11 protein-coding genes are annotated in these 13,119 nt (G+C 31.4%); 6 read left to right on the top strand and 5 right to left on the bottom strand.

All coding sequences use genetic code 11. The features are described 5' to 3' along the window. Nucleotides 1–48: 48 nt before the first annotated feature. Complete coding sequence (locus tag AC1EUV_RS00415) at nt 49–1,143, top strand: hypothetical protein (RefSeq protein WP_480196679.1); 1,095 nt, start codon at nt 49–51, stop codon at nt 1,141–1,143. Here the strand turns inward: AC1EUV_RS00415 and acs are convergent. From acs to AC1EUV_RS00400, 3 genes are read right to left on the bottom strand one after another with little or no spacing between them, the layout of a single operon-like run. Then, entirely contained in the window at nt 1,138–3,024 is a 1,887-nt protein-coding gene (gene acs / locus AC1EUV_RS00410; protein ID WP_480196678.1) for an acetate--CoA ligase, read from the bottom strand. The genes AC1EUV_RS00415 and acs overlap by 6 nt on opposite strands. Before the next feature lie 14 nt (nt 3,025–3,038). Then, nucleotides 3,039–4,727, bottom strand: a complete 1,689-nt coding sequence (locus AC1EUV_RS00405) for a sodium:solute symporter family protein (protein ID WP_480196677.1) — start codon at nt 4,725–4,727, stop codon at nt 3,039–3,041. Between the two features lie 3 nt (nt 4,728–4,730). Beyond that, nucleotides 4,731–4,985: a DUF4212 domain-containing protein gene (locus AC1EUV_RS00400; protein ID WP_480197533.1), complete on the bottom strand. Its 255-nt coding sequence runs from the start codon at nt 4,983–4,985 to the stop codon at nt 4,731–4,733. 190 nt (nt 4,986–5,175) lie between these two features. Here AC1EUV_RS00400 and AC1EUV_RS00395 point away from each other — a divergent pair, with 190 nt between their 5' ends. From AC1EUV_RS00395 to AC1EUV_RS00375, 5 genes are read left to right on the top strand one after another with little or no spacing between them, the layout of a single operon-like run. Then, the gene (locus tag AC1EUV_RS00395) at nt 5,176–7,092 is read left to right on the top strand and encodes a transglutaminase-like domain-containing protein (RefSeq protein ID WP_480196676.1); all 1,917 of its coding nucleotides are present in this window, start codon (nt 5,176–5,178) and stop codon (nt 7,090–7,092) included. A 2-nt stretch (nt 7,093–7,094) separates the two neighbouring features. Continuing rightward, complete coding sequence (locus AC1EUV_RS00390) at nt 7,095–9,260, top strand: DUF3857 domain-containing protein (RefSeq protein ID WP_480196675.1); 2,166 nt, start codon at nt 7,095–7,097, stop codon at nt 9,258–9,260. Nucleotides 9,261–9,289: 29 nt separating this feature from the next. Beyond that, nucleotides 9,290–10,072 carry a sulfite exporter TauE/SafE family protein gene (locus tag AC1EUV_RS00385; protein ID WP_480196674.1) on the top strand — a complete coding sequence of 261 codons (783 nt, stop codon included), beginning with the start codon at nt 9,290–9,292 and terminating at the stop codon, nt 10,070–10,072. 54 nt (nt 10,073–10,126) lie between these two features. Continuing rightward, complete coding sequence (locus tag AC1EUV_RS00380; RefSeq protein ID WP_480196673.1) at nt 10,127–10,726, top strand: TetR/AcrR family transcriptional regulator; 600 nt, start codon at nt 10,127–10,129, stop codon at nt 10,724–10,726. Between the two features lie 44 nt (nt 10,727–10,770). Further along, nucleotides 10,771–11,616 (top strand): alpha/beta hydrolase, encoded by an 846-nt coding sequence (locus tag AC1EUV_RS00375; protein WP_480196672.1) that lies wholly within the window; start codon nt 10,771–10,773, stop codon nt 11,614–11,616. Between the two features lie 74 nt (nt 11,617–11,690). On the opposite strand, the gene AC1EUV_RS00370 is transcribed toward AC1EUV_RS00375, so the two are convergent. Further along, nucleotides 11,691–12,587, bottom strand: a complete 897-nt coding sequence (locus AC1EUV_RS00370; protein ID WP_480196671.1) for a Ppx/GppA phosphatase family protein — start codon at nt 12,585–12,587, stop codon at nt 11,691–11,693. A 7-nt stretch (nt 12,588–12,594) separates the two neighbouring features. Further along, on the bottom strand, nt 12,595–13,095 hold the full coding sequence (locus AC1EUV_RS00365; protein WP_480196670.1) for a SixA phosphatase family protein: 501 nt from the start codon (nt 13,093–13,095) through the stop codon (nt 12,595–12,597). Nucleotides 13,096–13,119: the final 24 nt, after the last annotated feature.

Below are 13,119 nucleotides of genomic sequence, written 5' to 3'. Positions count from 1 at the left end.
ACGGTCTTTGTTAACTCTGATGGTTATTTTTAGATAAAAGCAACATATATGAAATATTTAGTTTTTCTTTTTACATTTTTTTTAATCTCTTGCAATAATATTGTAGATATTGAACAAGAGAAAAGTCAAATTATAGCATTAATAGATTTAGTACACCAAGCACATTTAGAAAAGAATGCGCAAAAATTTTATCAATCAAATGCTGAACAATGGATTGATATTAGAAATGGAGAAATAAATAAGATTAAGAAAGTAGATCGAATTTCTTCAACTCAGAGTTATCTAGATAATATGAAATTTCTTCAGCTGGATACTTTAGGTAGTCCAATCATCGAAATTTCTGAAGATGCTACTCTTGCCACTTATAGTAGTAGAGTGCTTGTTAAAGGTGAATTAAATAGCACACCAATATTGTGGATCGTTGCATGGCAAAATGTGCTAAGGAAGATAGATAGTGATTGGAAAATAGTTAATTCAGTGAATACTGAAGCGAGCAAAAAAATCTCTGCTGCTGTTATTTTAAATCAAATAAGGTCTAATCTTGGAAAGATAGATTCTTTAAATTCCATTTCTGCTCTAGCGGATTGTATAGGCCCAGATGGAAATGATTTTAAAACTTTAATTTATTCAAAAAAAGGCGATGGACGTATGGAACAACTTAGTGGTAAGCGGCATAGCGTTTTTAAACATGGTGAACAATCTTGGGGAAAAAATTTAGTTTCTGCAAAAGTATATGATAGCCTTAGTTCAAGTTTAAAAGTGTTTGCCAAATCGCATGAATTACATTGGTTAAGTATATACCCTGAAAGTAGATATTACAACCAACAATTTGAAAAAATCGTAGATTTTAAAGAAAAAAAAGCTATAAAAATTGGATTTAAAGATGATGCTAATAATCCTGTTAATTTTTATTATGATTTCGAAAATTATTTACCGCTGGCTTTCGATATTGTTATTGATGATAATGGGAATACAGTAACTACATATTTTGATAATTGGAATGAACAAGATGGAATTAAACTATTTACAAACGCAACATTTGATCAAGGGGGGTTATTGTTTAAATACAAATTTTCTGAACTTAAAATTAATTCTTTGAAAGACGACGATTTTCAGTCTAAAGAAGCTCGTATTTCTTTATAAAGAATTGCCCATAATTTCTTGCACCACATCTGGGTTTAAAAGAGTAGATGTGTCACCTAAATTACTTGTATCCTGTGCAGCTATTTTACGTAAAATACGACGCATAATTTTACCACTACGTGTTTTTGGTAAACCGCTTACAAATTGAATTTTATCGGGCTTTGCAATGGGTCCAATAGAATCACTTACTTTTTGTCGTACAGATTGTAATAGCTCATCCGTAGCATCGAAACCATCATATAAAATAACATAAGCATAAAGAGCATTTCCTTTTACATCATGAGGAAAACCAACCACAGCACTTTCAACTACGGCTTCATGCTCGTTAATGGCATTTTCAATCGGAGCTGTACCTAAATTATGGCCAGAAACAATAACCACGTCATCTACGCGACCTGTAATTCTATAATTACCATTTTTATCACGTAAAGCACCATCACCAGGAAAATACTTTCCAGCATAAGCTGAAAAATAAACATTCTTATAACGCTCATGGTCGCCATAGATAGTCCGAGCTAACGAAGGCCATGGATATTTAATCGCTAAGATACCTTCAGCTTCGATAGTCATAATTTCATTGCCATCTCCATCTAATAGAATAGGCTGAATACCAATCATGGGAAGAGTAGCATAGGTTGGTTTTTGTGGCGTGACTCCACCAAGAGAGGTGATTAACATACCACCAGTTTCGGTTTGCCACCATGTATCAACAATTGGGCATTTACCTTTACCAACATGTCTATCATACCAATGCCATGCTTCTTCATTAATAGGTTCACCTACAGTACCTAAAATCTTCAAGCTCGACAGGTCATATTTATCCACCAAACTTGTTGGGTGTTTTGCCAGAGCTCTAATGGCAGTAGGAGCCGTATAAAACTGATTCACTTTATGTTTTTCACAAACTTGCCAGAAGCGCCCAAAATCAGGGTAGCTGGGCACACCTTCAAACATCACAGTTGTAGCTCCAGCGGCTAAAGGTCCATAAACTATATAGCTATGTCCTGTAATCCAACCAATGTCTGCAGTACACCAATACACATCACCTTCATCATATTGAAATACATTTTTAAAGGTATAGGTAGTATACACCATATAACCACCACAAGTATGCACCATTCCTTTCGGTTTTCCAGTAGAGCCAGAAGTGTATAAAATAAAGAGCATATCTTCGGCATCCATTTCTTCTGCTTCACAAGTATTAGAGACACCTTCTAGAGCTTCATGCCACCAAATATCATTTGTGTTCCAGTTGATGTTTTGCCCTGTACATTTATAAACAATTGTTTTTTCTATTGAGGGGCATGCTTGTAAAGCTTCATCAGCAATGTCTTTTAAAGGAGTTGTTTTATTGCCTCTATAGCCACCATCAGCGGTTAGCAGAATTTTACAAGAAGCATCATTAATTCTAGCAGCTAATGCTGAGGCAGAAAAACCTGCAAAAACTACAGAATGTATCGCGCCAATTCGAGCACAGGCTAATACTGCAACGGCTAATTCTAATACCATTGGCATATATATACAAACACGATCACCTTTGTCGATATTATTAGCTTTCAAAACATTTGCAAATCGACAAACCTTACTATGCAATTCCTTATAAGAAACATGCAGCGATTCTTCGTTAGGATCATTTGGTTCCCAAATGATGGCAGTTTGATCGCCACGTGTTTCTAAGTGCCTATCTAAACAATTTTCGGTAATATTCAATTTGCCACTCACAAACCATTTGGTTTCTGGTTTGGACCAGTCGTATTCTAGTGTTTTGTTCCACTTTTTTCTCCAATAAAATTGTTCTGCCATAGAATTCCAAAAAGCCTCTGGATTTTCAACACTTTTTTGGTACACTTCTTTATATTCTTGCTGTGATTTAATTTGCATTCTTAATTTTATATTTAGTGATCGAGTGCTTTGGCTGCACCAGATGGTATTCTAATATTATCTACTATTTCTTGTACTTCTTTAGGCGGTTCTGGTGTAAATGATGAAACTAGTATTGAAATAAAAAAGTTTACGATCATGGCAATTGTACCAAATCCTTCAGGAGAAATACCGAGCCACCAATCTTCTTTAGTTCCTCCACCAAACCAGTCGAATTTAAATTTTAACATGTAAAAAAGCATCAATAAAATTCCTATTACCATTCCAACAATTGCTCCGTCTTTATTCATTCGTTTGTAGAAAATTCCTAAAATTATCGCTGGGAAAAATGATGCAGCTGCCAAGCCAAAAGCTAAAGCAACCGTAGCGGCGACAAAATCGGGAGGATTGATGCCGAAATAACCTGCAATTACCACAGCGACTACAGCTGAAAGACGAGCTGCAATTAGCTCACCTTTTTCCGTAATACTTGGCTTAATAATTTTCTTGATTAAATCATGTGAAATTGATGATGATATTACCAATAATAATCCCGCAGCGGTCGATAACGCCGCAGCCAAACCACCTGCAGCTACCAATGCAATTACCCAATTTGGTAAATCAGCAATTTCTGGATTTGCCAATACCATGATATCTCGATCGACAGTCAGTTCATTTTTTACAGCATCTGAAACGTATTGAACTTTTCCATCCTTATTTTTATCATCAAATTTTATGAGCCCTGTAGTTTCCCAATTGCTAAACCATTCTGGTAATTCTTCATATTCTTTATTACTAACTGTTTCTATCATATTTGTTCTTGCAAACACCGCAATTGCTGGTGCCGTTGTATATAGAATCGTAATAAATAATAAAGCCCACCCAGCAGATTTTCGGGCGTCACTCACTTTTTTTACAGTAAAAAATCGAACGATTACATGCGGTAATCCTGCGGTACCCACCATAAGTGCAGCAGTTATAAAAAATACATCTATTTTTGATTTGCTACCAGAAGTATATTCATGAAAACCTAATTCTCTGTGTAACCCATCTAGTTTGTCTAAGAGGTAAACACCATCGCTTCCTGCACTGCCAAAGCCTATTTGAGGTATTGGGTTTCCCGTCATTTGAATTGAAATGAAAATAGCAGGAACCATAAATGCAAATATTAATACACAATATTGTGCCACTTGGGTGTATGTAATGCCTTTCATACCGCCAAGGACTGCATAAAACAACACGATAAACATCCCGATTAGGACACCCGTATTTATATCGACTTCTAGAAATCTTGAGAATACCAAACCAACACCCCGCATTTGCCCGGCGACATATGTAAACGAAACCAAGAGTGCGCATAGAACAGCTACAATACGAGCAACATCAGAATAGTAACGATCACCTATAAAATCTGGCACTGTGAATTTTCCAAACTTTCTTAAATATGGAGCTAACAAAAGGGCCAATAGAACATAGCCTCCAGTCCATCCCATTAAATAAACTGAACCGTCATAACCACTAAAAGAAATGATACCAGCCATAGAAATAAAAGAGGCCGCAGACATCCAATCTGCTGCAGTTGCCAAACCATTAGCAATAGGATGAACGCCTTTGCCGGCTACATAAAATTCACCCGTGGAATTAGCTCTAGACCAAATAGCAATGCCAATATATAAAGCAAAAGTGATCCCAACGATAACCCATGTCCATGTTTGTATATCCATTATTTAATCGTTGAGGTTATATTTTTTATCTAGTTTATTCATTAGCTTGATATATACAAAAATGAGAACCACAAACACATAAATAGAGCCCTGTTGCGCAAACCAAAAACCCAGTTTAAAACCACCTAATTTTATCATATTTAACTGGTCAACCAATAATATTCCGAAAACGTATGAAACTAAAAACCATATAGACAATAGAATGGCCAAATATTTTAAGTTTTCTTTCCAATATTTTTTTTGAAATTCTGAGGCCACAGGTTTGATTTTATTAATTATCAAGCAAGATAAAATTTATTATCGTAAATCAATAGTCTTTTCTATTAGCAACAACTCTTAAAGGTTTAAAATCATTTTTGACCCTATAAATAACATATTCATTACTTTTAGAAGAACAATAAAATGTAATGAAATTAGTTTTATTGATATCAACCATCACCCCTATTGTATGAAAAAGACAAGCCTTATAGTTTTTCTACTTTGTCTAATATCAAATTTTGCTTTTGCTCAAAAAAATACTAATCCAAATTCGGATGACAAGTCCCTAGCTGAGAGCCTTAAACAGAAATTTGAAGATGATGAAATTGTTATAAAAGAAAGTTCTGAAGTGATCACTTTTGATTATGATTCAAAAAATGAAAAGGTAATTGCTAATCACGCACAGGATAAAGAACTCATAAATCTTGACAGTAGAACTAGTATTCAAGAGTATTGTTTTTATGACAGTGAATCTAAAGTAACAAAGTTTGAGGTGCGCTTTAAAAATAATAAAAAGAATAAGCTATATATTAAAGACGAAGCTTATAATAGTGATGATTTATTCCATAATGATACCAGAGTTAAATATGTTAACTTAAATTTTCCTTTAAAGGGTTATAAGTATAAAACATCTATTAGTAAAAAGTATAATGATATAAAGTATTTCACAAGTATTTACTTATCTGATGAGTATCCTATATCTAATAAAGAAGTTAAGATTGAGGTGCCAGATTGGTTAAATTTAGAATTAAGGGAAATAAACTTTAAAGGATATAATGTTAATAAAAAAGAAGAATCTAAACCAGGAGTTAAAGTGTATACTTATACTTTAAAAGACGTGCCGGCTATGCATAAAGAAAAGAAATCGCCTGGTCCGACCTATATTTATCCTCATATTTTAATACTTCCAAAATCTTTTACAAAAAATAATCAATCTAGAATCATTTTTGATTCTACCAAAGACTTGTATAAATGGTATAAAGAGTTGACTAACTCTTTAGAAAATGATAACACTAGTTTTAAGGGAACGACGCAGAGTTTGTTAAAAGAAGGTGATAATGATATAGAGAAGATAAAGAAAATATATTATTGGGTTCAAGATAATATTCGTTACATAGCCTTTGAAGATGGTATTGCAGGTTTTAAGCCCGATGAAGCTGCGAATGTTTACAAAAAAAAATATGGTGACTGTAAAGGTATGGCTAACCTTGCTAAACAAATGTTGATTGAAGCAGGTTTTGACGCGAGATTAGTATGGATTGGTACTAAGAGAATAGCCTACGATTATTCAACACCCAATTTGTCGGTAGATAACCATATGATATGTGCAGTTTATAAAGATGGTAAATACTTGTTTTTAGATCCTACTGAAAAGTTCAATTCTTTAGGCGAATATTCAGACAGAATTCAAGGTAAACAAGCTTTAATTGAAAATGGTAAAGATTTTATTTTACAAAAAGTACCGGAAAAAGATGCATTGTTTAATAAAGAAGAAAAAAAATATTCTTTTAAAATAGAAGGAGAAAAGCTTACAGGCACTGCAGAGAGGATATATAATGGAGAGAGCAGGGCTTCTTTGCTGTATATCTTTAATAATATGAAAAATGATAAAAAAGAAGATATACTAAATAATTATTTAAATAATAATAACACAAATATTAAATTATCTAATCTAGAAACGTCTGACTTTTTAGATAGAGATGGTAAACTCACATTTAATTACAATCTATCTATTAATAATGCTATTTCTTCCTTTGATGATAATATTTATCTAACTCTTGATTTTGATAAAGAATTATCAGATCTGAATTTTAAAAAGAGGAAAACGGATTATATTTTTAATTTTAAAAAGAGTTTATACACAGCAACTAAGATTATGATCCCTCGAGGATATAAAGTTGCTTATTTACCTGAAAATTTAGATTTGGTTTCAAAAAATTATTCATTAAAAATAGAGTTTTCTGTAGTTGATAACCAGATATACTATAAAAAAGACTTTAAAATTAATAATGCAAAAATTGAAACTGAAGATTTTGATGAGTGGAATGTTGCAATATCGAAAATAAAAAGTGTTTATAATGAACAAATAATTTTAGAAAAAATATAATAATGAAATATAAATTTTTAATAGTAGCCTTACTAACGTTTGTCCCTTATAGTTTTAGCCAACAAAAATTTGAAATTGAAGCCAAAGAATTTTTTTGGGGAGAAAATGATGAATTTAAAAACATTATAGAGATTCCAGAAAAATGGAAGAATGAGTCAGCGGTTATTTTATATAAAAATGTAAATTATGATTTTCATAAATTCGGAAAAAAGGTTACATATAAAACCTCAATTAGAAAAAGAATTAAGATATTAGATAATGCAGCTTTAGAAGAATTTTCTGAGTTTTCTTACGAAAAAAGGTTTAGATCATCTAAAGGAATGTTTGTTTGGAAAAGAGGAAGTAATATTGTTGGTATAAAAATTATTAAACCAGATGGAAGAGAGATTGAGATAGACATTGATAATGAGGCAGTACAAGAAGATGGTAAGAATAAAATAGCTATTGCTAATTTAGAAGTAGGTGATATTATAGATTATTATATCTATAGAGTAGAGCCTTTTAAGTCTGTAACAGCTTTTGGGTTTAAACCCGTAGAAAATACTTTAAGTGAAGAATACCCTATAATTGACTTTAAGTTATATTTAGAAACTGAGAACGACTTTTTTATAAATTTTAATACTTATAATGGCGCTCCTAAATTGAAAGAATTACCTACGGGCAAGAACAATTTTAGAAAATATGAATTAATAGATTCAGATATTAATAAAAGCCCCAATTCTAGATGGTATTATCCTTTAGTTGAAACCCCTTCCTATAAATTTCAAGTATATTTTGCCAGATCAGGCGCTTTTGAAAATAGAGCGTTAGCGTTTTTACCAGAAAAAGAGAATATTATTAAAACTAATGTTAGCAAAGAAGAGGTTTTAGATTTGTATGATAAAAGGTTTAAGCCTAATGGAGATCTTGATAATGTAAAGAAATTTTTAAAAAATAATAAGTTTAACTCTAAAGAGGAATTAGTTACTGCAGTTTACTATTTTTTACGAAGTAACAACCTAACGCGATATATTGAGGCCTTATATTTGAGTGAGGCTGAGGTAATTGATTTGTCTTATATATATTCCTTTTATTCAGGATTTTTTGGAAGTCAAAAACAATTTGTTAGATTTTTCATAGAGTTTTTGAAAAAGGAAGATATAGATTATGAAATTATAGTTGCTAAGAAAAGGTATGATGGGAGTTTAGATGAATTATTAATAGAAAAGAATGTAAATGTATTGTTAAAGATTAATACAGAAAAACCTTTGTACGCAGCTTATTTTGGGCCACATACAAGTATAAATGAATTTTCTTCATTATTAGAAGGTACAAAAACTTATGAAATGTCAGCCTCAAGAACCAAATTGGATAAAATTGAAGAGAGTAGCTTACCAAAGACTTCACATTTAGAAAATGTTTCGAATCAAGATATTACTGTAACTATAGATGATGATTTTTCTGGATTTTCAGTTTCATCTAAGATTAGTTTAAAAGGGCATGAAAAATCAGATGAACAATATGAGTTACTATCTTATTTAGATTATATTAAAGAAGATTACAGTAAATATAGTACTAACGGCGTTTTAGGTATCGATAATAGTAAGAAACTAAAGAAAAGATATGGTGAAAAAAGAGATGCCTTTAGAGAAAAAACACTTGAGAAGCAGAAAGAAACGTTCAAAAAATATACTGAACAAGAGTACTCATTTGAAGAGATTAATGACCATATTTTTGAAATAACGAGCTTAGGAAGATTTGGATTTGATTCTTCTTTTGAGTTTAATGAAAGTTTTAATGTTAAAAATGAGTTGATTAAAAAAGCAGGTAAGAATTATATTTTTGAAATGGGTAAGCTTATTGGTGGGCAAATAGAATTAAAAGAAAAAGAGCGTAAAAGAGAACTTAATATTTATAGAGATTATCCAAGAACTTTAAACTATACAATTAAGCTTAACATACCAGATGGGTATGAATTGTCAGGTATTGATAAGTTGACAAAATCTGTAGACAATAGAACAGGTAGTTTTTTAAGTAGTGCTAAAATTGATGGTAAAATTTTAATCGTAAACGCTTCTAAAATTTATAAAAATAATTTTGAACCTAAGGAGAATTGGGATTTAATGATCGAATTTATAGACGCCGCGTTTCAGTTCACTAATGAAAAGATATTGCTAAAGAAAAAATAAATTTATTACTTTTAATTTAAAACTAATATGTGATAGAGCTTTCCGAACTATTTAATGTACTTATCTTAAATTGGGAAGTAGTAATATTATTTTTTCTAATCGCCGTTTTATATTCCTCAGTTGGCTTTGGTGGAGGCTCTAGTTATTTGGCAATTTTAGCTTTGACAGGATTGAGCTTTATACAATTTAGAGCTATAGCATTGCTTTGTAACATTGTGGTTGTATCAGGAGGAACATACATCTTTGCCAAAAAAGGACATTATAACTGGAAAAAAGTACTTCCTTTGGTTTTATTGAGTGTGCCTTTAGCATTTTTAGGAGGATATTTAAAAATAAGTGAAACTTTCTTCTTTATATCATTAGGCGTTACATTGTTAATTGCTGCTATTTTAATGTGGGTATCTAAATATATAGTGAGTGAAGCAAAGGAAAGCAAAGGAGTGAAGTCTAAAATTGTTGACAGTAGTATAGGAGGTTTAATTGGATTTATTTCTGGTATGGTTGGTATTGGTGGCGGTATATTTTTAGCACCTTTATTACACCTTATAAATTGGGACACGCCTAAACGAATCGCTGCAACAGCAAGTTTTTTTATTCTGGTAAACTCTATTGCTGGGTTATTAGGGCAAATACAAAACCCTGATTTTTATTTTGAACCTAATATTGCATTTTTATTAATGGTTATTGTATTTTTTGGTGGGCAAATTGGGTCACGTTTAAGCGCTACCAAAATTTCACCTTTTATATTAAAGAGAACTACAGCTGTATTGATTGCTTTTGTAGGTGTAAGAATACTTTTTAAATATATTTAATATATTTTTTTGATTAGAATTATACCAATTGGTATAATTTATTATATTTGTAGTATGATTTTGACAAAGGCCGAAAAAACAAGTCAATTTATAATAGAAAAGACTGCGGCTATTTTTAATAGAAATGGATATACTGGTACCAGTTTATCTGACATAACAGAGGCAACAGGACTAACTAAAGGTGCTATTTATGGTAATTTTAAAAATAAAGAAGAGCTAGCTTTAGAAGCTTTTAATTATACGATTAAATATCAAATGGACGAGATTAAAGAGATCATTAATACAATTGATTCACCTTTAGCAAAACTCTTTGCTATTACAAACTTCCATCGTAATTACTATACTAAATTGGTTGAATATGGTGGATGCCCCATTGTTAATGTGGGTGTCGATACCAATCATACTAATCCAGCTTTGTTTGTAAGAGTTAAATATGTAATTGATAAAATACAAGGTAGTATTACATCAATTATTGAAGATGGTATTTTTAGAAACGAAATAAGAGAAGATATTAACGCTATGAAATATGGAGTCCGTATTTATTCGTTGATTCAAGGTGCAGTATTTACTTCTATGATGTCAAATGATGAACAATCACTTATTGATATGATGAATCATGTAGATAAAATGATTCAAACAGAGATGAAAAAATAATTTTTTTGAAAAAAAATATACTGATTGGTATAAAATATTGAATAATGGGAATACAATTAAGAATATTAAGGATTTATTTTAAGATAACATCCTTTTTAACTCCTAGATTAAGCGGAATTCAAGCTTTTAAAATATTTCAAAGGGTGCGAAAGAAAAGTGTTCGCAAAAGAGAAGAGGTGTTTTATGAACGTGCTAAGCACTTTAGAATACCCTCGTTTAAAGAAGATATAAATTGTTACGAATTGGGTAACGCCAAAGGCGATTTGGTATTTCTTGTCCATGGTTGGGAATCGAATGCAGGCAGTCTATCTAGATTTGCTTTTGAATTGGTAAATAAAGGTTATAGAGTCATTAGTTTTGATTTACCAGGTCATGCCAAAACGAAATCTAACTATACTAACCTGTATGAATGTAAGGAAGCTTTTAAGTTGGTATTAGAGTTTATTGAACCAAAAGAACCATTTACAGTAGTATCTCATTCCTTTGGATCTGCCGTTTCAACTTATACCTTGTCTAATTTAGATTATAAAGTTGATAAGTTTGTATTTCTTACTTCACCTAATTCAATTCTTGAGGTGTTTAATGACTTTAAACATATAATTGGTATCTCAGACAAATCCTTTTCGTATGTTCTGCGAAAAGCTAAGACACTCCTTAATGAAGATGTTGTTAAAGTAAATGTTGGCGAAAAGTTACAAGAAATATCTTTTTCTAAACTGTTATTGGTTCATGATAAATCTGATAAGATTATTTCAATAAGAAATTCTGAAAAAATAAAAGAAAAAAATAAGGAAAAAGCTGAACTTAAAGTCTACAATAAAATTGGACATTATCGTATGCTATGGAACGACAATGTGGTAAATGATACCTTATCATTTATAGCCAGTTAAAAAAAAGAGCCATTGTGCAAATTCGACATAAATATTCATAATGAGGTTAACAAATGAATATCGTGCAATGGCTTTTATTCTAACTTACCGAGGTATAATCCTTTTATAATACCATCTGCCAGACCTATTTTTGGTACATGAATTTTACGAGCACCACTCCATTTCATAGCTGATAAATAAATTTTTGTAGCCGGAATAATCACATCTGCACGATCAGGATTTAAGCTTAATTCTGAAATACGCTCATCATAACTCATGTTTTTTAAGAACTGATACTGTGCATTTAAGAAAATATACGACAGTGGTTTCCCTAGGGTTCTACCAGACATTTTAAAAAGCTTATTAATATTACCTCCAGACCCAATTAATGCTAATCGTTTTAGATCTTTAGTATTTTCCTTTATCCATTTCTCAACCTCTTTAAATATGGCTTTATTTTCAGATTTTGTATTATTAATTAATCGTACTGTTCCCATTTTAAATGATTTAGATGTTACTATTTTTCCTCTTGAAAAAATGGTAAATTCTGTACTACCACCACCAACGTCAACATATAAGTAAGAATCATCAGAATTTATTAATTCATCTAAATCAGTTGAAGAGATAATCGCTGCTTCCTTTTTGCCATCAATAATATCAATCTGTATGTTTGTCTCTTTATAAATTTTTTCTACAATAGCAGAACCATTAGATGCTTCGCGCATTGCAGAAGTAGCGCAGGCTTTAAACTTTTCTACACCATGTACGCTCATTAATAATTTAAAGGCGTTCATAGCGTAGATCATACGTTGACTATTTTCTTCGCTAATATTACCTTTACCAAAAGCATCTGCACCTAAACGAATAGGTACACGCACCAAAGAAGATTTTTTGTATTGCGTTTCTCTATTTTTTTTTATAACTATGTTGGCCACCAACAATCGAATGGCATTAGAACCAATATCGATTGCAGCATATTTTTTTATTTCCAAACTTTAATTAATTTTTTGGATGTTTGTGATGTTTGGGAAACTCGACGACGAAAGTTTCTCCTTTTTTAAGATTTTTCCAATGCTTAATGTCAAATTTAATACCCACAACACCACAAGTAGGTACATGAGAAATAAATTTATCACCAAACTTGTTTACAAAGGTGCTAATTCCATGGTCATGGCTAAAAATAATAGCGGACTTAAAACCATCATCTAGAGCTTTTACTGTCTTTATTAAATACCCATCACTAAAGCTATATAACGATTTGCTGATCTTTAAATTGGCTAACGGATAATTAAAAGTATAGCTAAATATCATCGCAGTATGTAATGCTCTATTGGCACAACTAGACATAAAGACATCTGGCGTGTCAATTTTCTTTTCTAAAACATTAGAAACTAAATAGGCATCATTAATTCCTCTTTTTTTTAGTGGTCGATCTATATCGCCAACACCTTCATATTCCCAAGAAGATTTTGCATGACGTACGATATAAAGTGTTTTCATTTTTTACCGAAGGGGGTTAGTTAG

This window comes from Maritimimonas sp. 2304DJ26-3 (genome assembly GCF_056591635.1).
Note: the sequence above shows the minus strand (reverse complement) of the source record. Positions and strands in the feature narration are given on the sequence as shown.